Annotated in this window: 19 protein-coding genes; 13 read left to right on the forward strand and 6 right to left on the reverse strand. The window is 42.0% G+C overall.

What is annotated here, in order from left to right:
* The first annotated feature begins 178 nt into the window (after nucleotides 1-178).
* On the forward strand, nucleotides 179-2,125 hold the full coding sequence (locus G4420_RS06995) for a putative porin (RefSeq protein WP_163322889.1): 1,947 nt from the start codon (nucleotides 179-181) through the stop codon (nucleotides 2,123-2,125).
* A gap of 141 nt (nucleotides 2,126-2,266) precedes the next feature.
* Here G4420_RS06995 and G4420_RS07000 read toward each other — a convergent pair whose 3' ends face one another.
* The 4 genes from G4420_RS07000 to G4420_RS07015 all read right to left on the reverse strand — a co-directional run bounded on the left by G4420_RS07000 (nucleotide 2,267) and on the right by G4420_RS07015 (nucleotide 6,404).
* Nucleotides 2,267-2,878, reverse strand: a complete 612-nt coding sequence (locus tag G4420_RS07000; protein ID WP_163322890.1) for an NUDIX hydrolase — start codon at nucleotides 2,876-2,878, stop codon at nucleotides 2,267-2,269.
* A gap of 90 nt (nucleotides 2,879-2,968) precedes the next feature.
* A complete protein-coding gene (locus tag G4420_RS07005) occupies nucleotides 2,969-3,979 on the reverse strand; it encodes an LLM class flavin-dependent oxidoreductase (RefSeq protein WP_163322891.1) in 1,011 nt (336 codons plus the stop codon).
* Between the two features lie 66 nt (nucleotides 3,980-4,045).
* Nucleotides 4,046-5,299, reverse strand: a complete 1,254-nt coding sequence (locus G4420_RS07010) for an ABC transporter permease (protein ID WP_163322892.1) — start codon at nucleotides 5,297-5,299, stop codon at nucleotides 4,046-4,048.
* Nucleotides 5,300-5,375: 76 nt separating this feature from the next.
* Nucleotides 5,376-6,404 carry a lysylphosphatidylglycerol synthase transmembrane domain-containing protein gene (locus tag G4420_RS07015; protein ID WP_163322893.1) on the reverse strand — a complete coding sequence of 343 codons (1,029 nt, stop codon included), beginning with the start codon at nucleotides 6,402-6,404 and terminating at the stop codon, nucleotides 5,376-5,378.
* A 188-nt stretch (nucleotides 6,405-6,592) separates the two neighbouring features.
* Between G4420_RS07015 and rsmA the strand changes: the two genes are divergently transcribed.
* The 3 genes from rsmA to G4420_RS07030 are packed head-to-tail and all read left to right on the forward strand — an operon-like array spanning nucleotide 6,593 to nucleotide 9,461.
* Nucleotides 6,593-7,360 (forward strand): 16S rRNA (adenine(1518)-N(6)/adenine(1519)-N(6))-dimethyltransferase RsmA, encoded by a 768-nt coding sequence (gene rsmA / locus G4420_RS07020; protein ID WP_163322894.1) that lies wholly within the window; start codon nucleotides 6,593-6,595, stop codon nucleotides 7,358-7,360.
* 3 nt (nucleotides 7,361-7,363) lie between these two features.
* On the forward strand, nucleotides 7,364-8,722 hold the full coding sequence (gene mgtE / locus G4420_RS07025) for a magnesium transporter (RefSeq protein ID WP_163322895.1): 1,359 nt from the start codon (nucleotides 7,364-7,366) through the stop codon (nucleotides 8,720-8,722).
* 46 nt (nucleotides 8,723-8,768) lie between these two features.
* Nucleotides 8,769-9,461 carry a hypothetical protein gene (locus G4420_RS07030; protein ID WP_163322896.1) on the forward strand — a complete coding sequence of 231 codons (693 nt, stop codon included), beginning with the start codon at nucleotides 8,769-8,771 and terminating at the stop codon, nucleotides 9,459-9,461.
* 157 nt (nucleotides 9,462-9,618) lie between these two features.
* On the opposite strand, the gene G4420_RS07035 is transcribed toward G4420_RS07030, so the two are convergent.
* The gene (locus G4420_RS07035) at nucleotides 9,619-10,872 is read right to left on the reverse strand and encodes an ABC transporter permease (protein WP_163322897.1); all 1,254 of its coding nucleotides are present in this window, start codon (nucleotides 10,870-10,872) and stop codon (nucleotides 9,619-9,621) included.
* A gap of 288 nt (nucleotides 10,873-11,160) precedes the next feature.
* On the opposite strand from G4420_RS07035, the gene purH reads away from it, so the two are divergent.
* The 7 genes from purH (at nucleotide 11,161) to G4420_RS07070 (ending at nucleotide 20,075) form a co-directional block, all read left to right on the forward strand.
* Nucleotides 11,161-12,753 carry a bifunctional phosphoribosylaminoimidazolecarboxamide formyltransferase/IMP cyclohydrolase gene (gene purH, locus G4420_RS07040; RefSeq protein ID WP_163322898.1) on the forward strand — a complete coding sequence of 531 codons (1,593 nt, stop codon included), beginning with the start codon at nucleotides 11,161-11,163 and terminating at the stop codon, nucleotides 12,751-12,753.
* Between the two features lie 46 nt (nucleotides 12,754-12,799).
* Nucleotides 12,800-13,822, forward strand: a complete 1,023-nt coding sequence (locus G4420_RS07045; RefSeq protein ID WP_038558434.1) for a rod shape-determining protein — start codon at nucleotides 12,800-12,802, stop codon at nucleotides 13,820-13,822.
* Between the two features lie 19 nt (nucleotides 13,823-13,841).
* Nucleotides 13,842-14,690 carry a rod shape-determining protein MreC gene (mreC, locus tag G4420_RS07050; protein WP_163322899.1) on the forward strand — a complete coding sequence of 283 codons (849 nt, stop codon included), beginning with the start codon at nucleotides 13,842-13,844 and terminating at the stop codon, nucleotides 14,688-14,690.
* On the forward strand, nucleotides 14,671-15,174 hold the full coding sequence (gene mreD, locus G4420_RS07055) for a rod shape-determining protein MreD (protein WP_163322900.1): 504 nt from the start codon (nucleotides 14,671-14,673) through the stop codon (nucleotides 15,172-15,174). The genes mreC and mreD overlap by 20 nt, the downstream gene beginning before the upstream one ends.
* 96 nt (nucleotides 15,175-15,270) lie before the next feature.
* Nucleotides 15,271-17,088 carry a penicillin-binding protein 2 gene (gene mrdA / locus G4420_RS07060; RefSeq protein WP_163322901.1) on the forward strand — a complete coding sequence of 606 codons (1,818 nt, stop codon included), beginning with the start codon at nucleotides 15,271-15,273 and terminating at the stop codon, nucleotides 17,086-17,088.
* Nucleotides 17,088-18,515 (forward strand): rod shape-determining protein RodA, encoded by a 1,428-nt coding sequence (gene rodA / locus G4420_RS07065; RefSeq protein ID WP_163322902.1) that lies wholly within the window; start codon nucleotides 17,088-17,090, stop codon nucleotides 18,513-18,515. The genes mrdA and rodA overlap by 1 nt, the downstream gene beginning before the upstream one ends.
* A gap of 264 nt (nucleotides 18,516-18,779) precedes the next feature.
* Entirely contained in the window at nucleotides 18,780-20,075 is a 1,296-nt protein-coding gene (locus G4420_RS07070) for a KamA family radical SAM protein (protein WP_163322903.1), read from the forward strand.
* Between the two features lie 9 nt (nucleotides 20,076-20,084).
* Here the strand turns inward: G4420_RS07070 and G4420_RS07075 are convergent, their stop codons facing one another.
* Complete coding sequence (locus G4420_RS07075; RefSeq protein ID WP_163322904.1) at nucleotides 20,085-20,699, reverse strand: acyl carrier protein phosphodiesterase; 615 nt, start codon at nucleotides 20,697-20,699, stop codon at nucleotides 20,085-20,087.
* Nucleotides 20,700-20,876: 177 nt separating this feature from the next.
* Here G4420_RS07075 and G4420_RS07080 point away from each other — a divergent pair, with 177 nt between their 5' ends.
* Both G4420_RS07080 and G4420_RS07085 read left to right on the forward strand, forming a co-directional pair.
* On the forward strand, nucleotides 20,877-21,782 hold the full coding sequence (locus G4420_RS07080; RefSeq protein WP_163322905.1) for a carbohydrate kinase family protein: 906 nt from the start codon (nucleotides 20,877-20,879) through the stop codon (nucleotides 21,780-21,782).
* Nucleotides 21,783-21,883: 101 nt separating this feature from the next.
* On the forward strand, nucleotides 21,884-22,807 hold the full coding sequence (locus G4420_RS07085; protein WP_163322906.1) for a DUF1338 domain-containing protein: 924 nt from the start codon (nucleotides 21,884-21,886) through the stop codon (nucleotides 22,805-22,807).
* The last annotated feature ends 26 nt before the right edge of the window (nucleotides 22,808-22,833 follow it).

Below are 22,833 nucleotides of genomic sequence, written 5' to 3' on the forward strand. Positions count from 1 at the left end.
AAGCCCGTCAGCGCCGATGGTACTGCGTAAAGTGGGAGAGTAGGTCGCTGCCAATTTTATCCAAAGCCCGTGTTCATCTGAGCACGGGCTTTTTTATTGTTGTTAATTAAGCTAAAAAGTATTTAACTTTTAACGGCGCCTTAAATGCTTTTTTTAGATTTGTGTTAAAATTTTCTGTATGCTAAAAGCACGGTATTTTTTGCTCACGGTTCTAATTTTTACGGTACTGCCCATACTGGTTATGGCGCAGCCGCGCGGTATCAATACCCAAAGGGAACAGGATGAAAAAACAGCTGTTAAGGAGGTTCCATCAAAAATAAAACTGTGGTACCTGAAAGGTGATGGTGCATTTAAAGATTCAACAATTTTAGATACACTGCACGATTACAACCATATCTATCATCCTGTATTTAAAAATGCAATATCGGCAACGTATACGGGTAACTACGGTAACCCGGGAATGACCAACGACTTTTTCCACCGTGGCAATCAAACCAATTATTTTTTCCTTCAATCGAGGCAGGATTACCTGTTAACGCCGGGGAAAATAAAGTATATGAATACAACTACACCCTATACCCGTTTCGATTACAGCCAAAGCGAAAACAAATCGAGGAATAACGAAACGCGTTTTGATGTGGTACACTCGCAGAATGTTACGCCTTTCTGGAACTGGACATTCCGTACCAACCAGGAAAAATCAGACGGGCAATACAGTGCTCAGGATGCCAAAAATAATTTTGTAGCGCTAAATACAAGTTATAACCGCGACCAGTGGAATGTTTACGGCGGTTTTATCTCCAGCTCATTAAAAAACAGCGAGAACGGCGGGTTAACCAGCGATACAATACTATTCTCGGGGCAGGAAGCTGAATATTGGCCGACAAACCTGAGCGAAGCAAAGAGTCAATTCAATAGTATTAACTATTATACTACTGCCGAATACCGAATCGGGAAATACGATTTTGATCCGGTGGACAGTGTCGATGTTTTCCGACCGATACTTGGGATAATGTACAGTTTCGAGCACGACAGGTACTCGCAGAAATTTGTGGATGAAGAAGACACTTCAAACGTTTTCTTTGAGAATACGTATTTCGGCGATGATTACACAACGGATGAAATAAAATATCGAAGAATTGGTAATGTATTTCAGCTGAAACAGTACGAAAATCCGAACAGAAAATACACTTTCGGGAAAAGAGCATTCCTGGGCTACGAACTTTACCGCGGAAATACTCCCGGAGTTCAGGTAAATGATTCAACGCATCGTCGTTTCGATATTAAATATTCGAATCTGTATGTAGGTGGAGGTATTTTTAGGGAAATGGGAAGCTTCTGGCTATGGAATTTCGATGGAAAGATAAACCTAGCCGGCCGAAATGCCGGAGAACTGGAGTTAAACGGAATGATTACCAAACCATTTAAATTCTGGGGTGATTCAGCAGCAGCAATGATTTTTACAGGTTCGTTCGAGAACCGCGTGCCTGACTATTTCCAGGAAACATTTCGGTCGAATCATTTTCAGTGGGACAATGATTTTGGTGCCGAACAACGAATTTCGCTTGGAGCTAAATTCAGAGTACCGCAACGCAAATTTGAATTGGCTGCCAACTACGCCGCCATAAATAATTTCCTGTATAATAACGAGGAAGCTATACCAGATCAAACGTCAAACGAAATACTGGTAATGTCGGTGTATGCCGATAAGGATTTTAACTACCGGCGTTTTCATTTTCGCACGCGCTTGTTATGGCAAAAAGTTTCGGAAGAACGTTATCTGCATTTACCCGAATGGTCGGCTTTTGTAAATACTTACTACCAGTTTACTATTTCGAAGGTGATGTTTACACAAATTGGTGCCGATGTGCGATACAATACCAAATTTTACGCCGATGCCTATGCGCCGTCGACTGGTTTGTTTTATTTGCAGAACGAACAGGAATACGGCGATTATCCATACATCGATATTTATGCCAACCTGCGTTTAAAACGTACACGCGTTTTCTTTAAATGGATGAATATTGGTACAAACTTCCTGAATGGAACTTACATGACTACGCCACATTACCCAATGCCGCGGGCTACTTTCCGTTTGGGCGTTTCGTGGGCGTGGTATGATTAAATCTGGTTTTGAATAAAGGAAGGAAGTTCGCGATAATAGAGGTCTGGTGAATTTAAACCCCTCTGTCATCCTCGCACATACCATAGGCTGACACCTCCCCTAAAATCAGGGGCGACAATAAGGTATAAAAATTGAATGCATTCAATTTTTATTAATCAAATCATAAAACTCCGAGAGAATCATAGCGGTAGCACCCCAAATAATTTCGCCATCGTAGTTCACGCAGGGCACTTTCATTAATCCGGTTAGGGTTTTTAATTCGATGGTGGAGTAGGGGGGCTTAAAAGCTTCGATAGGGAAAAGAATGGTTTTCTCCACTTCATCAGGACAAAGTATAAATTCAGGATTGGTATCCATCCATCCCACAAATGGTGTGATCTGAAAACGGCTCACCTCAACATAAAACGACGAGAGCGTTCCCAACAGCCTGATCTTATCTCGTGGAATTCCAATCTCTTCGTAAGTTTCACGCAACGCAGTTTCGCTTGCACTTTCGTTGGGCTCAATCCGTCCGCCCGGCAAGGCAATTTGCCCGGCATGGTGTTTCATATACGCGGGGCGCTTAATCAGGCAAACCTTTAAATCATCCACATCACGAAAAAGTAACAACAGCACACTGCTCGGCTTCACCTTACTCTGGTCTTCAGGAGCAGGATTTAGCACACGCCCGGGTGGCAGCATTTTATAATGCGACACCGAACCCGGAAGGTCTCCGTTTAAAGCGGCTGCTATTTTATCAGGACTGGTGATCATAAGACGCAAAAATAAAAAATACCTGTACATTTGAGTATGACAAACATAGAAACAATGTTTGTTGTTGTGCAAACGAATAGCAGCATAAAATCAATACTCAAAATCTTTAGCCACCTCCGAAAAAATCCGGTACGAATCCACTCGCTTTTGCTGATCGTAAATGTGCGATGAAACAATGATTTCGTCAGCCTTTGTGTTTGCGACAAGCTCTTGGAGTTCACGCTCAATTTTTTCTTTACCGCCAATAAGCGAGCAGGCCAGCATCTGGTCGATACGGTCTTTAATAATTCCCCATTTTTCGTAACCCAAATGATGCGTTGGTGGCTGCATCAACTCACGCCGGCCGGTAATAATTCCCATAAAGCTGCGTCGCATGGTGCTGGCCAGGTACTCGGCTTCGTCGTCGGTTTCGGCAGCAACCACCTGGCTGCCAACAATTACATAAGGTTTATCCAATTGGGCAGAGGGTTTAAAATTTTCGTGGTAAATTTTCAGCGCTGCCATAAGCATTTGCGGGGCAAAATGGCTGGCAAATGCATAAGGCAATCCCAGCTCGGCTGCAAGGTAAGCACTGTCGGTGCTCGATCCTAAGATATAAATAGACACGTCGGCACCTTCCGATAAAACGGAACGAACTTCAGCCTTACTGTTTTCAGGGGAGAAGTATTGTTGAATCTTACGCACTTCGTTCGGGAAATCCTGCGCAGCACGCATCCGGTCGTAACGCAGTTCGGCAGCCGTTACCGGATCGGTTCCGGGAGCACGACCTAAGCCCAGATCTATACGGTTAGGGTAAAGCGCAGCCAGGGTACCAAACTGCTCGGAAACGATTAGCGGCGAATGATTGGGCAGCATAATTCCACCTGATCCTACGCGGATGGTTTTTGTTCCCCCGGCAATGTAGCCAATTATAATCGATGTGGCGGCGCTGGCTACACTTATGATGTTGTGATGTTCGGCCACCCAGTAGCGACTGTAACCCAGCTGTTCAGTGTGTTGTGCCAGTTCGAGGCTGTTGCGTAAAGCATCAGCGGGAGTCGAGCCTTCGGCAACCGGTGCTAAATCGAGCACCGAAAAGGCCAATTGTTTTCTGTCTGTCATACTTGTTTTCTCCTTTGGCCTTTTATAACAAAGAAGGAGTGATATTGATTACGCGCAGAAGTAAAATTAGTCGAAGCGAATCACCTTATCAGGCGAAATTTTGGAGATAAACCAGCTTGGAATTATCAGTATCAGCGAAGTAATAACAATGGTTCCGAGGTTGAGTAGCAGCAAATGCGAAAACGAAAAATTCATCGGAACATAATCAACGTAATACGATTCGGGATTAAGCTGAATGATATGAAAAAACTTTTGCAGCAACACGATAACTACGCCGATAATGTTTCCCCACAAGAGCCCGCGCCCGGTTAAAAATACCGAGAGGTACACAAACACTTTGCGGATGCTCCAGTTGGGGCTTCCCATGGCTTTTAGCACGCCGATCATTCCAGCACGTTCGAGTATCAGCACCAGCAGCCCCGACACCATGTTAAACGCTGCCACAATAACCATCAAAATCAGGATGATCCACACGTTCATATCGAGTATCGACAGCCAGTCGAAAATTTGCGGGTAAACACGCGTAATACTTTGGGTGCGCAGTATCTCCGAATTTTCTTCGCGATAGCTGATAATAATATTGCGGATTTCCTGCTCAATATTGTCGATATCGAAAAAGTCGGTAGCAATTACTTCAAAGCCGGTAATCTGGTCGGGGCGCCAGTCGTTAAGGCGTTGAATTTGTTTCAGGTCGCCCACAATAAACAGCTGGTCGAATTCTTCGAAACCGGTTCGGTAAATACCGCTAATCTCCAGTTGCCGCATGCGCGGAATAACCTCGTCGCCGGTAATAAAATATACCACAATTCGGTCGTTCAGTTTCAGATGCAACAGTTTGGCCACCTGCGCCGATAGCAAAACTTCATTAACGCGTGCACTATCGGTAATGGCCGGTAATTGTCCCTCAACGAGGTGTTTGCTAAAAAACTGCCAGTCGTAGTTTTCGTCTACACCTTTAAACACAATTCCCTGAATGTACTCGTCGGTTTTTATCATTCCCGGTTTGGTGGCATAAGGCTGCAGGCGTTTTACACCGGGTAGTGCTTTTACATCGGCTAAAAATGGCTGATCTTCTGAAACTGCGCTGGTTTCGTACGAGTTGTTCGAGTCGTAATTTATAATCTGGATGTGCGAACCAAAGCCGATCACTTTGTTGCGGATCTCCTTTTTAAAACCGGTAACTACCGCCACGGCAACAATCATTACCGTTAAACCCAGCGCAATACCCGCTAACGCAATACGAATAATACGTTGCGACAATTGCTTTTTGTTAGCCTTGTCGAAAAAAAGCCTGCGCGATATAAAGAGTTCGGTGTTCAAAATCTTAGACGTTTAAAGGTGCCAAAATACAAATAATACCGATAAGCATTGGGTGCAGGCCGCTTAAATCCGGCGGCTAGATTGCACTCACGGTTTCCTGAACCGGTTTTTCTTCGGTAACATCACTTCGGCGGTTAATAAACGGAAGAATGAGTATAGATATTATACCAATGAGAATGATCATTGCAGTCATTGACGTGTGCGCCACAAAAGCAAAGATAATTCCATTTTCGTTGGCTACGCCGTACAGCGACAAGGCTTCTTTGGCCATAAAATGCCATGCCCCGATTCCACCCTGCACCGGGGCCACCATTCCAAAACTTGCAAGTACAAATGTGGTTAGTCCTGCAATCGGATTCAGGTCGCTGGTAAAATCGAACGCAAAGAATACCGCGTAAAGCATTAGGTAATACATGCCCCAGATAAACGCCGAGTGAAAAAAGAACCAGCCTTTTTTCTCTATGTTTCGGATTGAAATGAAACCCTCTTTAAAGTTGCGGATCACTTCCAATATTTTTTTGAAAAAAGCAGTATGTTTAAATGCGTTTCTGAAAACGAAGATCAAAACGGCCAGCACAACAACGCCAATGATAAGATAAGGCGACGTGATGGCAGCATATAGTTTCTCCGATATTCCCGGGTTGGCTTTCATAAAGTTAAGCATCTCTCCAAACTGCGAAAGAATAACAAGCGCCAGCAAAATCAGCAGCGATATCAGGTCGATCAATCGCTCGGCAACCACAGTACCTACTAATTTGGTAAACGATATTTTTTCGTAGCGGGCCAAAACACCGCAGCGCGATACTTCGCCCATACGTGGGAATGCCATGTTCATTAAATAGCCTACCATTACAGCCAGAAAGGTATTGATAAAGCGTGGTTTATGTCCAATAGGTTCGATCATTAAACCCCAGCGAAGTGTGCGGCTGATGTGGCTCAACAAGCCAAGAAACAGCGAAAGTGCCACCCACCAGTAGTTTACATCATTCTTTAAAACGGTTTTAATCCGTTCAATATCCTGATCTTTGTAAATAAGCCAAAAGATGAAAGCTCCCAGTGCAAAGAAGCCGATAAACTGTAGAATCTTAACGATTGTTTTTTTCAAAATCTAGGTTTTTTAAAGCTTTCTTTTCCGCGCCACCTGTTATTTCCCTTAAATTTTACTACTTTCACGACGCGAAAAATACCGTTAGGTATCGAGCATTTCTTTGATGGCAAAAATATAAATTTGTTTTATTAATCGAACGAAAAAGAGATATTAAGTAAAATTGACAATGGACGAGGCTGAGTGTAATGAGTTATGTAAGACCCAAAAAAAATCTAGGTCAGCATTTTTTAACCGACCAAAATATTGCGAGGAAAATTGTTGACAGCCTGGGAGCCGATGTACCGGATATACTGGAAATCGGACCCGGAATGGGAGTACTCACTCAATACCTTTTACAACGTCCGGAACTTAATGTCCATGTTGTTGAGATCGATACCGAATCAGTAGAATACCTCAAACAAAATTTTCCGACACTTCAACATATTTGGGGAGAAGATTTTCTGAAAGCCGACGTTGCCGAACGTTTTTCAGGTAATTTCAGTGTTATCGGTAATTTCCCTTACAATATTTCATCGCAAATCTTTTTTCGCGTGTTGGAATACCGCAACCGCATTCCCGAAACCGTTGGAATGATACAAAAAGAGGTTGCCGAACGTATTGCTGCGCCCCACGGATCGAAGGTTTATGGAATCCTGAGTGTATTACTGCAGGCTTTTTTCGATATCGAATACTTGTTTACCGTTTCAGAAGGCGTGTTTAACCCACCGCCAAAAGTAAAATCGGCAGTGGTGCGGCTAAAACGCAACCAGTTAAAAGAACTTCCGTGCAGCGAAGCATTGTTTGTAAAAGTGGTGAAGGCAGCTTTTAACCTTCGCCGAAAAATGCTACGTAACTCGTTAAAGGAAATTTGCGCTGCATTACCCGAAGAGTATGCTATGAAACGTCCGGAACAACTTTCGGTCGGTGCGTTTATTGATCTGACTTGTAAAATCGAAGAAATCGAAAAACAGTAAATCATGAGTTTTGAAGCAACCAGAGAATACATTGAGCGCTTAAGAGTGCTGATTGAGGAGGGGAACAAGAAGGAAGTTGCTGCATTAATGGAAGATCTTCACCCTGCTGATATCGCTGAGGTTTTGGAAGATCTGAACACCGATGAAGCAAAATTCATTTATTTATTGCTTGATGGAGAAAAAGCTTCCGATGTTCTGATTGAGATTGATGAAGACGACCGCCGCCGCTTTTTGAGAGTTATTCCGCCTGAAATGATCGCTACTCGCTTCATCGAATTCATGGATTCGGATGATGCTGCCGACATTGTTGCGGATCTGGATGAAGATATTCAGAAAGAAGTACTGAACGAGATCGAAGATATTGAGCAGGCTGGTGATATTATCGACTTGCTGGATTACGAAGAAGATTCGGCCGGTGGTATAATGGCAAAAGAGCTGGTTGCTGTAAACGAAAACTGGAACGTGGCAACCTGCCTGAAAGAAATCAGCCGCCAGGCAGAAGAGGTAGACGAGATCTTCTACATTTATGTGACAGACGACGATGGTAAATTAAAGGGCGTATTATCGTTAAAAAAGCTGATTTTAAATCATACCAATACCAAAGTATCGAAAATTTACGAAGCAGACGTAAAAAAAGTATATACCAACACCCGACAGGAAGAGGTGGCCGAGATGATGGATAAATACGACCTGGTGGCTATGCCTGTGGTCGATGAAATTGGCCGTTTGCAAGGACGGATTACCTTCGATGATGTGATTGACATTGTACGTGACGAAGCCGAAAAAGATTACCAAATGGTTTCGGGTATCACCGGTGATGTAGAGCCAGGCGATAAAGTATGGCATGTGTTGCGCGCACGTCTTCCGTGGTTGCTGATTGGTTTACTCGGAGGTATTTTAAGTGCAGTGGTTTTAGGTACGCATGAAGAGTCGTTAACGAAAGTAACACAACTGGCATTTTTTATTCCTCTGATTGCGGCAACGGCGGGTAATGTTGGAGTTCAGTCATCGTCGATTGTAGTGCAAAGTATTGCCAGCGGTGTAAAAGATATTGAAACCCCGTTGCGTAAAATTACAAAGGAAGTTTCTGTTGCTGTGTTAACGGCAAGTATTTTTGCGGTGCTTATTTTCTGTTATAATTTCTTTGTCTCCGGAAATTTGAACCTTACTTACTCGGTTTCTATTTCCTTATTTATTGTAATAATTTTTGCTTCGTTATTTGGTACTGTAATTCCTCTAATTCTGAATCGTTTCAAGATCGATCCTGCCTTGGCAACCGGGCCCTTTATTACTACAATGAACGATATTTTTGGAATGATGATCTACCTGACTATCTCGGGTATGTTTTTCAATTTGGTTTAATTTTTGTCGTTGGTTTGCCAAACAAAAAATTTACCAATATTTTCTCATGAGTTATTTTTCAAAACCTCTACTACTTGTTGTATCGCTTATTTTTGTAATAAAACTAAGTTCTGCACAAGAATCATATCCATCCAAAAATATCGATATAAATCTGAAAGCAGCCTTGCTGGAGGAAACCCCTTCCTTTTACGGTCTAGAACTTGGGCATGAATGGAGAATTCACGAGTTTTTTGGTGTTGGAGTTGGCGGAGGTTTTAAGCATGCCGACAACTTTTCTGACTTTGAAATACTCCAGGACAATTTCCGTGCAGATAATATTGATTATTACAAGCTTGAGGGGAGAAGTACTTTTGTAAATGGTAAAATAACAGGCTATTTGCCCATTTTGTACAACGATGATGATGCAATTGAAATACAACTTTACGCAACTTTTTTTAGTGGTATAGCTTCGTTGCGTTTAACGGGGCAGCTTGATCTTGTTTCGCCCGAAGAGACAATAATTAACGAAGCGGATCAGCGAACGCAACCGTTTTATGGTTTTGATTTTGGCGCTACTGCGGCATTTTCAGAGCATTTTGCAATGCGCATTTTTATAGGAGGAAACAGTATTAACTTCAAGGAAGTAACCGACCGGCTTAATTCGCAAATTGCCAACAGACCTTTCCGTTTCGGCCGTGTTCAGAATGAACCGTATTTTGGAATCGGGTTAACTTATACTTATTCTCAGAGAAAGCGGTAGTTTCTTTCTATTGATCTTATTGTCACCAAGTTTAAGAAATCTCAAAGTTGAAGAACAGTTTTCTAATATAGGCTTTGTGTCCTTTGTGGCGTAGTGTTTTTTGCAAATTGTGCCCACGTAATGAACGCGATAGATTTTCAAAGCATAGTGGTTAGGCTTAAACCGAATTTATCGCAATTACCGGATCAAGTTTGGCGGCAGCGCGTGCCGGCATAAATCCGGCGAGGAAACCGATTACGGATGAAATCATCAGGCCGTTGATAATATTTCCTGTGGTTAAAAGGATCGTGAAATCAGTCGATTTATTTACAATAATTGTTCCTGCATAAATCAAAAGCAACCCGATAATACCGCCAATTACCGAAAGTACAATTGCCTCGAAAATAAATTGCAGCAGGATGAAATAGCGTTTGGCTCCCAGCGATTTCTGGATACCGATTATTTTTGTACGTTCTTTCACCGAAACAAACATGATGTTGGCAATTCCGAAACCACCAACCAATATCGAAAATCCGCCAATAATGGCTCCGGCCAAATTAAACACAATAAAAAACTGATCAAACTGGTTGGCAACGATACTTACCTCGTTTAATGCAAAGTCGTTCTCTTCCATCGGTTTTAACTGGCGAATGGTGCGCATAATGCCTTCCAGCTCTGCCATAAATTGATCGGTATCGATATTGTCTTTTGCTTTAATACAAATGGTTTGTCCGCGGTCGCGGTTACGTACATCAATCATGTAGTACGATTTTACAACACTAATGTGGATGTAGCGGTCCATGCTGGTGCCAAAAGCATCTTGCCCCATTGGCGTGTACACACCAATAATGTTGAATTTCTGCCCCTGAATTTTTATGGTTCTACCAACCGGATCCAGACCATCAAAAAGCTGGTCGGCAATTTCGTGTCCGATTACCGCAGCCGGCGCACCGTTGCGCATTTCCGAATCGGTAAAGTAGCGCCCTTTCGCAATTTCCAGGTTCCACACATCCAGCAGGCCTCCTGAGGTAGCCATTATTACAGCATTGTCGAGTGTGGTGCTGCCGTACTGCACTTTACGGCCAAAACCGAACAAAAAAGCGGCATTATCAACCGTTTGTGCACGGCGTATCACCTCTTCGGTTTCTTCTAAAGTAGGAACCGGGCGATTCTGGTATTTCCAAAACGGATATTCAGTTTCACCTTCGGGAGGAGTCCATGGCATTTTTTGCACATAAACCATGTTGCTGCCCAACGAATTCAGGCTGTCGCGGATAAATCCTTCCAGTGAATCGATAACGGTAAAAACGGAAATAATCGCAAAAATACCGATGGTAACACCCAGCAACGAAAGTATGGTACGCAGCTTATTTGCCGTAAGCGAATTTGCAGCAAATGAAAAAGACTCGTATATCAATCGAAGCAGTAACATGATTTGGTTTTAAATTAAAGTAAAAATAGTACTTGTTTTCTATTTTGTTTATCGGCCTTCCGGATATCTCTCAAAAAAAGTCTTTTTAGGCTCTTCGTATTTTACAGAAGAACAGGAAGCAAGATTCGGAAAAAGGCAATCTGTTGTATTAGTGCCCGATCGTGAAAAATATTACAATGAATTTAGAAATAGTTCGGTGTGCAAATAATATTTTAATTAGCACTTTGTTTATAATAGTAAATTATCTGTTTTTTTTATCTTTGCAAGCGAATTTGAAAAATCCAATAAATGGCTGATAATAAAAAAATTAAGACTGCTCTGGTTTCAGTCTTTCACAAAGAAAATTTAGATAAGATTGTTACGAAACTAAACGACTTGGGTGTTAATATATTAAGTACCGGTGGTACAAAAAGTTTTATCGAGTCGTTGGGAGTTGAAGTTACCGCTGTTGAAAGTTTAACCGGTTACCCGTCGATTTTGGGTGGACGGGTAAAAACTTTGCACCCAAAAGTATTTGGCGGAATATTATCACGTCGCGACAACCAGGGCGATGTTAGCCAGTTAACAGAATACGAAATCCCGGAGATTGACCTTGTAATTGTTGATCTGTATCCGTTTGAAGATACTGTGGCTTCGGGAGCTGAAGAACAAGATATTATTGAGAAAATTGATATAGGCGGAATTTCATTGATTCGTGCCGCTGCCAAAAACTTTAAAGATGTGGTGATCGTTCCTTCGCAGAACGAATATCAGCCACTACTTGAAAAACTGGAAGCTAACAATGGCGAATTCAGTTTGGCCGACCGTAAATGGTTTGCAGGAAAAGCATTTGGCGTTTCGTCGCATTACGATGCTGCAATTTTTAGCTATTTCAACGAAGGAGTTGATGCCGGAACAGAGCGCATTAGCCTGAACAATGGCGATGTTTTACGTTACGGAGAAAATCCGCACCAGGCCGCCACATTCTTTAAATTCGACAACGTTGCCGAAGGCGCAGGCCTTGCCAATGCACAGGTACTTCAGGGAAAAGCATTATCATACAACAATATGCTGGATGCCGATGCAGCCTGGAAATCAGCCAGCGATGCCTATCACTCGGTAACTCACATCGAAAATAAAGTAGCTGTTTCGGTTATCAAACACCTAAACCCTTGTGGGTTGGCAGTAACCGATAACATTATGGAATCGTTGGAACTGGCCTGGGCCGGTGACCCGGTTAGCGCATATGGTGGCATTATCTGTTTTACCGATACCGTTACCAAAGAAGCAGCCGAGTGGTTCAGTAAAAAATTCATCGAAATTATTATCGCTCCTGAATATACCGACGAAGCATTGGAGGTTTTAGCTAAGAAGAAAAACCTTCGTGTTTTGGTAACACCGGTTCGCCCGATGGTTGCAGGAGAAAAATTATACCGTTCGATTAGTGGTGGTATGCTGGTTCAGGATGAAGATGAAGGTTTGGATACTGAATTCAAAACAGTAACCAAAAAAGAATTTGAAGCTTCAAGAATGAACCTGGCCAAATTCGGTTCAATCGCTTGTAAACACCTAAAAAGTAATGCAATTGCGGTAGTTACAGAAACTGAAAAAGGTGCTTTCTGGTTAACCGGAGCAGGAATGGGACAGCCAAACCGTTTGGATAGTTTGCGCTACCTAACCATGCCGCGTTTCGACCTGAAGGGTGGATTGGATATCGAAAAATCGGTATTGATTTCCGACGCTTTCTTCCCGTTCCGCGACAGCATTGAGGCAGCCAACGAATACGGTGTAAAATACATCATCGAGCCGGGTGGTAGTATCCGCGACGAAGAAGTGATTGAAGCTTGTAACGAATTTGGCATTGCCATGGCATTTACAGGCCGCAGACATTTCAGACATTAATAAATAAAATTATCTTTATAGCACTAGATACATAGCAAATTAATTTATGGGTTTATTTTCATTTTTAACGCAGGAGATAGCAATTGACCTTGGAACGGCCAATACCATTATCATCCACAATGATAAAATTGTAGTGGACGAACCTTCAATTGTGGCCATCGATCTGAAAACCGAGAAGATGGTTGCCATTGGGGAAAAAGCCAGGCAAATGCAAGGGAAGACGCACGCAAATTTAAAGACGATCAGGCCGTTACGCGATGGTGTAATTGCCGACTTTAATGCTGCGGAGCAGATGATTAGGGGGATGATTAAAATGATTAACCCGAAGTCGAGGATGTTTTCTCCGGCTTTAAAAATGGTAATTTGTATCCCTTCAGGAAGTACCGAAGTTGAAATTCGTGCGGTACGCGACTCGTCGGAACATGCCGGCGGACGCGAGGTTTACATGGTTTACGAACCGTTGGCCGCAGCAATTGGTATCGGTTTAGATGTGGAAGCTCCTGAAGGAAACATGGTGGTAGATATAGGTGGTGGTACTACCGAGATTGCAGTTATCTCGCTCGGTGGTATCGTTACCAACAAATCAATCCGTATTGCCGGCGACGATCTTACTGCCGACATTATGGAATATATGCGTCATCAGCACAATATTAAAATTGGTGAACGTACAGCAGAGGAAATTAAAATTCATGTTGGTTCGGCCTTATCGCAGTTAAAAGAACCGCCACCGGATTATGTAGTTCAGGGACCAAATCAAATGACTGCACTTCCTATTGAGGTACCGGTTTCGTACCAGGAAATTGCACATTGCCTGGAAAAATCGATCTCGAAAATTGAAACAGCGGTGTTGAGTGCTTTGGAGCAAACACCTCCGGAATTGTATGCCGATATTGTGGTAAAAGGAATTTGGCTGGCAGGCGGTGGCGCCTTGTTAAAAGGCCTTGATAAACGACTGACCGACAAAATTGGTATTCCGTTCCACATTGCAGAAGATCCGTTACGTGCGGTTGTAAGAGGTACAGGTATTGCCCTGAAAAATGTAGAAAACTTCTCGTTCCTTATCCGATAATAGTAAGTTAAAAATATAAATGCGCAGTCTCCTTCGATTCCTGGTAAGAAATTATGCGTTTCTACTGTTTCTTCTATTAGAAGCGGTTTCGTTGGTGATGGTATTTAGCTACAATAGTTTTCAGCGCTCGCGTTTTCTGAATTCGGCCAATTTTATTTCGGCCAGTTTTTACAATACCACAAGTTCGGTATTTCAGTATTTCGAACTTGCGCGCGTAAATGAGGAGCTGGCTAACGAAAATGCCTATCTTCGGTCGGTTCTGGACGGAGGGACACTGGAAGAAATATCACTTCACGATTCGATAATAACTACGCACGAACTGCCCGATTCAAATTTTGTGTTCCGGGCAGCGCGTATTATTAATAATTCGGCCAATAAGCAGCAGAATTACATTACACTGGATAAAGGACTTGAAGACGGAATAAAAGCCGATCAGGGGATTCTTTCGCCCGAAGGAGTGGTTGGAGTGGTTACAAGTGTTTCCAACTCGTACGCTTCGGGTTTATCATTGCTAAATCCGAGATGGAGCATCTCTGCTAAACTCAAAAAATCGGGATATTATGGTTCGTTGCGGTGGGATGGTAAGAATTACCGTCAGGCCGATTTACAGGAAATACCAATTCACGTTAATCTGGCAGCGGGCGATACGGTGGTAACAAGTGGCTATTCATCTATTTTCCCAGAAGGATTACTGATAGGTGCCATTTTATCGTTTGACCAACCGCAGGGCGAAAATTACTACAATATAAAAGTGAAGCTGGCTGTCGATTTTAAATCGATACGTTATGTGCATGTCATCGAAAATGTGAAAAAAGAGGAGCTGAATGCTCTGGAGAATAAAGTAATAAATGGGGCGGGAACTAATTAAATATGCAATAATGTTTGTGGTGCTTGTGCTTACTCAAGTACTGTTTTTAAACCAGGTGCAGGTTAGTGGGTTTGTAAATCCATATATCTACATCCTGTTTATTATGCTGCTTCCTGTAAATGCACCGCGGTATGTACTTCTTTTTGGCGGATTTTTCATCGGCCTCAGTATCGATATATTTTCCAATACATTGGGTGTTCATGCTTTTGCTTCGGTGTTTATTGCTTTTCTTCGTCCACTAATTATCAGGGCAATTACCAACCGTGAAGAGGATATGGCAGATTACCCCGGATTGGCGCAAAACGGTTTGAGCTGGTTTCTGTATTACACGGCAATAATGGTGTTCCTGCATCATGTGGCACTTTTCTTTATCGAAGTGTTTACCTTCACTGATATTTTAGGAACCTTATATCGTATCGTTTTAAGTTCCTTGTTTTCGATTTTTGTTATAGTTTTAAGCCAGTTTATTGTATTTCGCGATTAACAGAAGTCGAAAAGAAGGTACTTAAACTTGAATTTTTAGTTTGAATGGCAGCTTTTAGTTGCTGATAGTCAGAACTTATTACAGGCAAGGTATTAGATGAACAATTTGTCGAAACGAAGTTATATTGTTGCAGCCATTTTTGTTGTGGTTGGATTGATCTATATTATCAATCTGTTCCGCTTACAGGTAATGGATTCTGATTATAAACAATCAGCTACTAACCAGGTTTTGCGCGAAGTTGTTCAGTATCCGGCACGTGGACTGGTTTACGACCGGAACGGTGAGTTGCTGGTATACAATTCAACCGCCTACGACCTGATGATTACTCCGCGAGAAGTGGGTGAATTTGATACGCTTTTGCTTTGTGATTTACTCGACATTACCCGGCCTGTTCTGGATGAGGGAATTGCGAAAGCCAAAAAATATTCGAGTTACAAACCATCGGTGTTAATCAAACAGATATCGCCCGAGCATTTTGCTTTGTTACAGGAGCAGCTGTATAAGTTTAAAGGATTTCACTCGCAAACCAGAACATTACGTGAATATTCACACCCAGTAGCCGCCCACGTTTTAGGTTACGTAGGCGAGGTTAATGCCTCCGACATTAAGCGTGACGACTACTATAAATCGGGCGACTATATTGGGCAAAGCGGGGTAGAAAGAACTTACGAGAAGCAGCTTCGTGGCGTTAAAGGGGTCAAAAAGATAATGGTTGATGTGCATAACCGCAACCAGGGCTCCTATCTGAACGGTGCAGAAGACAAACCGGCAGAAATAGGCAAAAACCTGATGTCGACAATCGATATTGATTTGCAGCTTTATGCAGAAGAACTTTTTCAGAATAAAAAAGGAGCCGTAGTGGCGATTGAACCAAAAACAGGCGAAATTCTTGCCATGCTGAGTGCCCCGAGTTATGATCCGGGTTTGCTTGTAGGCAGGGTTCGGGGAAAAAACTTTAGCCAGCTGCAAAACGATACCTTAATGCCTTTGTTCGACCGGGCGTTGCAGGCGCGTTATCCGCCAGGGTCTACATTTAAGCCTTTCAATATTTTAATAGGCTTGCAGGAAGGTGCGATCAATAATGCTACACGAATTGTGTGTAATGGTACGGCATCAAGTCCGATCAAGTGTACACATAATCATATTTCGCCGGCAAGTGTTATCGATGCAGTGCGCGAATCGTGTAACCCGTTTTTGTGGAATACTTTTCGAAATACAATCAATAAATATCCAACCACAGCCGTAGGTTTTCATGTGTGGAGTGAGTATGTAAAACGTTTTGGCCTGGGGCAAAAAGTAAGTATCGAGTTTTATAACGAAAATCCGGGACTGCGGCCAACGGTAGAATATTACAATAGGGTGCATAAGGGAGATTGGTGGCAGGCAATCACTGTGCGTTCGCTCGCAATCGGGCAGGGTGAGTTGGGAACAACTCCACTGCAAATGGCAAATCTGGCAGCTATTCTGGCCAACAGAGGGTATTATTATCAGCCACACATTATTAAGGAGGTTGAAAATGATACGGTACAAAGTAGTTTTTCAGTTAAACACGAAACCGGAATTGACGCCCAATATTTCGAACCGGTTTTTGAAGGTATGCGACAGGTTACAATTGCACGTTTAAACCGTAATGTTCACGGAATTAGTTACTGCGGAAAAACGGGAACCATTGAAAATAACCAGGGAATCGATCATGGAGCGTACATGGCTTTTGCGCCTGCAGACGATCCGAAAATTGCACTTTGCGTATATGTGGAACACAGTAAATGGGGAGCAAGTTATGCAGCGCCTATTGCCAGTTTACTGATTGAGAAATACCTGAACGATAGCATTGCCGATAACAGGCTTATTTACGAAAAACAAATGATGGAGGCTGTTTTAACAGATCCGCACAATCCTGAATTAGCAGATTAATGCCAAGAAGAAATAACATATTAGCAAATATTGATTGGTTAACCGTTGGCCTGTATTTACTGATGCTGTTTTTAGGCTGGTTTAATATTTATGCCGCTTTATACAGCGATGAGCATCAGAGCATTTTCGATATTACACAACAATACGGAAAACAGCTGATGTGGATCGGAGCCGCTTTTGTTTTGGCCTTAATAATTATGTTGTTGGAGGTTAACTTTTATGTATTTTTCTCTTACATTATTTATGGCGTATTCATAGTATTACTTCTGTTGGTTCCATTTATCGGTAAAGAAATTAACGGAGCACGATCGTGGTATGAAATTGGTCCAATATTATTTCAACCATCCGAGTTCACTAAATCAGCAACGGCGCTGGCATTGGCGCGATATATGAGTACCCATGGTTTTAAATTACAAACTCCCAAATCGCTACTAACCGTTGCCGCAATAATATTGGGGCCGGTAGTTTTAATTTTGTTGCAAAACGATACCGGTTCTGCATTGGTTTACTTTTCGTTTGTTTTGGTTTTGTATCGCGAAGGTTTATCGGGAGTGGTGCTCTTCTTCGGAACACTGGTTGCCCTTCTTTTTGTTTTGGCCCTGGTATTAGCCAATCTCACCCTGGCGTTAATTATAGTTGGTGTGGCTTTATTAATGTACCTGATCTTTAATCCAAAGCTCAAGCAGTTTTTAAATGTTTCCATTATCTATGCCTTATCCATTGGCTTTTTTGTTCTTTTAAACTTTGTGATCAATACATCATACGAGCTGGCGCAATTTATACTTGCCGGAGCGGTAGTGGGCTCATTTATAGTATTGTATCAAAGTGTTCGGAATAAATTTTCGAATTATACAAAGATTGCAATTGTATTTATTGGTTCCATCCTTTTCACCATTTCAGTTGATTATGGTTTCGAGAATTTCTTGGAGTCTCACCATAAGGCGCGGATAAACGAGCTGCTGGGTATCGAGTCAAATCCGCAGGGTGCCGGCTATCACGTAAACCAAAGTAAAATTGCCATCGGTTCGGGAGGAATGTGGGGAAAAGGCTATCTTGAAGGCACACAAACCAAGTTTGATTTTGTACCTGAACAGAGTACCGATTTTATATTTTGTACTGTTGGCGAAGAGTGGGGATTTGCAGGAACCCTGACCATAATTTTGCTTTTTCTGTTCTTCTTTATGCGCCTTATCTGGCTTGCCGAGCGGCAACGATCAACATTTTCGCGTATTTACGGTTATTCGGTGGCAGCGATCCTCTTTTTCCATTTTATGGTAAATATTGGAATGACCATTGGAATGATGCCCGTTATTGGCATACCACTTCCGTTCTTTAGTTACGGTGGTTCTTCGCTGTGGTCGTTTACAATTTTGCTATTTATATTTATTAGGCTGGATGCCAGTCGTTTAGAGAAACTTTCTGACTAGTTTTTAATGCGCATTTTAAGATTATTTAAAACATTTTTTTACTACCCCCATTTTTATACCTTTGTGGGGCTTTAAAAAAATCGGAAGAATTTCTTTACAGAAATTTATCAATAAAGGGAAAAACAGACAGTAAAAATTAACATAGTTCTTTAATATCCTATGGGAGGAAGAACCGCAGATTTATTCGGGTAGCGAGTACTTAGACTTGTGCGTTCACTTTTGCAGATCGACTTGCATGCGATCCCATTAAAAAATTTTAATGAGATGATTTATAAACCTTATTCTCTTCACAACTTTAGGCAAATTCCGCAGATGGAGTTTCTTTCGGAAGAACAGAAACTGGAAATAGAAGTTGTTGGAACGGTTTTGCCATTTAAAACTGATAATTATGTAGTTGATGAGTTGATCGACTGGGATAATTTTGAACGCGATCCGTTTTTTATTCTCAATTTTCCGCAACGAGAAATGCTTGACAAAGCCAGTTTTAACAAAATGGCTTCATTAATTACCAGTAATGCTCCCCGAAAAACTATTCAGGAAGAAGTTAATAAAATCAGGCTAAAGCTTAATCCAAACCCTGCCGGACAAGAAAGTAACGTACCCGTTTTTAACGGAAAAAAACTAAGCGGCATTCAGCATAAGTACCGCGAAACCATGTTGTTTTTTCCTACCCAGGGACAAACCTGCCACGCGTATTGTACATTTTGTTTTCGTTGGCCGCAGTTTGCGCTAAACGATTTTAAATTTGCAATGAAAGAGGCAGATACATTGGTAGAATACATAAAAGCCAACCCGCACATTAGCGACGTATTGTTTACCGGTGGCGATCCGGCGGTAATGAAAACCAAATTTTTCGAGGCCTACTTTAATGCTTTGCTCGATGCCGATATTCCGCACCTGCGTAATATTCGTATCGGAACAAAATCGTTGGCTTACTGGCCGTACCGCTATACAACCGACGATGATGCGGATGATTTAATCCGGCTGTTCGAGAAAGTGAAAAAACGAGGAATCAACATCGCCCTGATGGCTCATTTCAATCACCCGGGAGAATTAAAAACAGAAGCTGTTAAGAAGGCCGTAAAACGGCTGATAAGTGCCGGGGTACAGATTCGTTCGCAATCGCCATTGCTGCATAATATAAACGACCATAGCGAAATTTGGGCCGAAAACTGGAGAGAACAGGTTAAACTGGGAATCATTCCTTATTACATGTTTATCGCGCGCAATACAGGTGCTCAGGATTATTTTGCGGTAACGCTCGACCGCGCCTGGAAAATTTTCAGAAGTGCCTATAACCAGGTTAGTGGTGTATGTCGTACGGTTAAAGGGCCTAGCATGTCGTGTAACCCGGGAAAAGTGCAGATTGTTGGTGTTAGCGAAGTTGCAGGCAAAAAAGTATTTGTGTTGAACTTTCTGCAAGGCCGCGATCCAAAGTGGGTAGGTCACCCGTTTTTTGCCAAATATGATCCGGATGCCATTTGGCTTGACGATCTAAAACCGGCTTTTGGCGAGTCGAATTTCTTTTACGAACAAGCATTCCTTGAATTACTCGCATAATTAAGATATTTAGAGCCCGGTTGTAAAATCGGGCTTTTTTATTTCAACTCCTTGCGCCTCTGAAACAAACTCGAGAAGATCAGTAAAAAAGGCCGCGAAATTTATTTCCAGTTCTGAGTACTTTTCCAGAAGTATTCGTTCAACTTCATCTGATTTTGATGGCAGGCTCGAATGCTTTCCCATAATTTTTAAGGACTGTATAATCCCATCAACCGAAGCATACGAAACCAAACGTTTGTTTTGAATAAGGAAAGGCAGAAATCCCTGAACTCTTAAGGGCAACGTACTAAAGTGGCTGAGTAAAATGGCATGAACCCGTTTGGCAAAAACCGGCAGGCGAAGGGTGGAATACTGGCTCCAGTTTTTAGCCAGAAAATGATCGTAAATAAAATCAACCACAATTCCCGAATACAATCCAAATTCGGGGCGGAATAGCAAGCGGGCTTCCCGTTGCAAAGGATGAGCATCGGTAAACGAGTCGATTCGTCGATGTAGCAAAATGCCCCTGGCAATTTCTTCTTCGTATTGCAGGTATTTATTGCCTTTTATGTAATCGCCAATAAAATTGCCAACCAGCATTTTTTCCGATTCACCCGAAAGATGGAGATGTGCTAAATAGTTCATAGTAAAGAAACAAACGCTTTAGGGTGAAATTTGTTTTTTGGCTTCATTTTTTTTGCTTTTAAAAACAGTTCATTATCAATTGATTAATCTGTTTTTGCTTTTATTTTGAAAAAGAGACACATACAGACATTTGATAGCGTTTTATTAATTTTTACATTTGCATTCGAAAGTAAAATTATGTCTAAAAAAATAGTTGCATTTGGAGAGGTTGTTTGGGACATTTTACCTAATGGTAAAGTGTTGGGAGGAACGCCTTCTAATTTCGTTTTTCGGTGTAACTCACTGGGTGAAAAAGGCTATTTACTTTCGCGCGTTGGCGATGATGAACTGGGAATGGAAGCCATTGATACGCTTATTAAACTTGGTATTTCGGATAAAAATGTTCAGCTCGATCCGGTATTTAAAACCGGAACAGTTGAGGTAAGTTTTAACGAAAACGATGAGGCGGTTTATAAAGTGGCTCATGATGTTGCTTTCGATCATATCGAGTTTTCAGCCGAAGCATTAAAATTGGTTCGCAAAGCCGATTGTTTGGTGTTCGGATTGCTGCCACAACGTTTTGGTATCTCGAAGAATACATTAAGGGAGCTCATTAAAGAATCGCCCGATTCACTGCACTTTTTCGATCTCAAGCTGTTCGAACATTTTTTCAGTAGAAAGGTTGTAAAACGGTTACTGAAAGCCGCCAATGTTGTGCGCATAAAAGAAAAGGAAATCGAATTTTTGGCCGACAAACTGGAAATTGAATATACCGAAGTTGAAGATTTTGCCCGGAAGTTGTCTGAAATATTCAAGATCGACATTGTAATTATCACACGTGGCAGCACAGGTGTATTAGCGCTACATACCACCGACGGCTTATTTTTTGAACCGGGGTATGATTTAAAAGCAATTGACAATGTTGGATCGGGAATGGCATTTGCCGCCGGATTTTTACATTATTACCTGAATGGTAAACCGGTTGACGAAGCCCTTAAATTTGGGAATGCTGTTGGAGCATTAAATACTACAAAAATGGGAGCAACCAGCGCGTTCACAAAAGAAGACGTGCTTAAGTTCATGAAAAATACCAGTCAGCACTAGCCTGTACTATAGTTTTTTTATCAATTATCCTATATTCTTAAACATCTGTTTTTTAGTAACAAAAGCCCTGTATTTTTTGTTTAATATAAAAAAGCTACAGGATGAAAGTTACAGCAAAAGAAATTACCAAAGCATTACTCACTCGACTGTGGGTTATGTATCTCGATCGTGTTTCGTATGCCCGGGAATATCAGCGCTTGGTTAACGAGAAGGGAGGTAGCGTGGTAAACGATCACATTGCCTTTCGAACATTTAACACGCACACGGGAGAACAGCCGGAAGGAATAAGAGCAATAAAACACATCATTTCCTGCCTGGAGTATGTTCCGGTTGAAAAATATAATTTCAAGAAGAAAAAACTGAACGCTGTTCATTTTGAACATCCCGATCCGATGTTCCCAAAACTATTTGTGAGCCAGCTGGAGGTAGAAGAATTACCTGAATGGGCACAGCAAATTATAAAGAATACAGTAAAAGAAACGCCTTATTTATTATCGGATGAGAGTATCAGTTTATTGGCAACTTTAAAAAAGAAGGGTGAGTTGCCAAGGGTGGCAGGAGAAATGCTGGTAAAGGATTTAGCTCAATATTTCAGAAGGCCATGGAATGTTCCGCGTAAAGACGATGTTTTGAAAGTAAACGATGTGTCGCAATATGCAGCCTGGGTTCTTTTGCATGGTAACGCGGTAAATCATTTTACAGCTTTTGTAAACTATCAGAACGTTAGTGAATGGCCCGATCTGGAAACAACCTGTAAGGGATTGGCCGATGCCGGGATACCCATGAAAGAAGCACTTGAAGGAGAAAAGGGAAGTAAATTGCAGCAATCGGCAACGTTGGCCGTAAAAGAAGAAGTAGAGGTTAAGGGCGAAGATGGAATAGAAAAAATGCCCTGGACCTATGCCTACTACGAATTAGCAGAAAGAGGTTTAGTGATTGAAAATGGAGAGGAGAAGTTATTCTCAGGATTTCTTGGAGACCAGGCGAGGCACCTGTTCGACATGACCAGGACAAGGGATAACTAGAGTAATGGAAAAGAAAATGGAAAGGG

It is taken from the genome of Draconibacterium mangrovi, assembly GCF_010586825.1.
GTDB classification, from domain to species: domain Bacteria; phylum Bacteroidota; class Bacteroidia; order Bacteroidales; family Prolixibacteraceae; genus Draconibacterium; species Draconibacterium mangrovi.

Excerpts from the sequence above, each read along its gene's own strand:
- G4420_RS07000 (WP_163322890.1), bottom strand. The coding sequence starts at position 2,878 with ATGATCACCAGTCCTGATAAAATAGCAGCCGCTTTAAACGGAGACCTT.
- G4420_RS07075 (WP_163322904.1), bottom strand. The coding sequence starts at position 20,699 with ATGAACTATTTAGCACATCTCCATCTTTCGGGTGAATCGGAAAAAATG.
- G4420_RS06995 (WP_163322889.1), top strand. The coding sequence starts at position 179 with ATGCTAAAAGCACGGTATTTTTTGCTCACGGTTCTAATTTTTACGGTA.
- mgtE (WP_163322895.1), top strand. The coding sequence starts at position 7,364 with ATGAGTTTTGAAGCAACCAGAGAATACATTGAGCGCTTAAGAGTGCTG.
- G4420_RS07005 (WP_163322891.1), bottom strand. The coding sequence starts at position 3,979 with ATGACAGACAGAAAACAATTGGCCTTTTCGGTGCTCGATTTAGCACCG.
- G4420_RS07045 (WP_038558434.1), top strand. The coding sequence starts at position 12,800 with ATGGGTTTATTTTCATTTTTAACGCAGGAGATAGCAATTGACCTTGGA.
- mreD (WP_163322900.1), top strand. The coding sequence starts at position 14,671 with ATGGGGCGGGAACTAATTAAATATGCAATAATGTTTGTGGTGCTTGTG.
- G4420_RS07035 (WP_163322897.1), bottom strand. The coding sequence starts at position 10,872 with ATGTTACTGCTTCGATTGATATACGAGTCTTTTTCATTTGCTGCAAAT.
- mreC (WP_163322899.1), top strand. The coding sequence starts at position 13,842 with ATGCGCAGTCTCCTTCGATTCCTGGTAAGAAATTATGCGTTTCTACTG.
- purH (WP_163322898.1), top strand. The coding sequence starts at position 11,161 with ATGGCTGATAATAAAAAAATTAAGACTGCTCTGGTTTCAGTCTTTCAC.
- rsmA (WP_163322894.1), top strand. The coding sequence starts at position 6,593 with ATGAGTTATGTAAGACCCAAAAAAAATCTAGGTCAGCATTTTTTAACC.
- mrdA (WP_163322901.1), top strand. The coding sequence starts at position 15,271 with ATGAACAATTTGTCGAAACGAAGTTATATTGTTGCAGCCATTTTTGTT.
- G4420_RS07070 (WP_163322903.1), top strand. The coding sequence starts at position 18,780 with ATGATTTATAAACCTTATTCTCTTCACAACTTTAGGCAAATTCCGCAG.
- G4420_RS07030 (WP_163322896.1), top strand. The coding sequence starts at position 8,769 with ATGAGTTATTTTTCAAAACCTCTACTACTTGTTGTATCGCTTATTTTT.
- rodA (WP_163322902.1), top strand. The coding sequence starts at position 17,088 with ATGCCAAGAAGAAATAACATATTAGCAAATATTGATTGGTTAACCGTT.
- G4420_RS07080 (WP_163322905.1), top strand. The coding sequence starts at position 20,877 with ATGTCTAAAAAAATAGTTGCATTTGGAGAGGTTGTTTGGGACATTTTA.
- G4420_RS07085 (WP_163322906.1), top strand. The coding sequence starts at position 21,884 with ATGAAAGTTACAGCAAAAGAAATTACCAAAGCATTACTCACTCGACTG.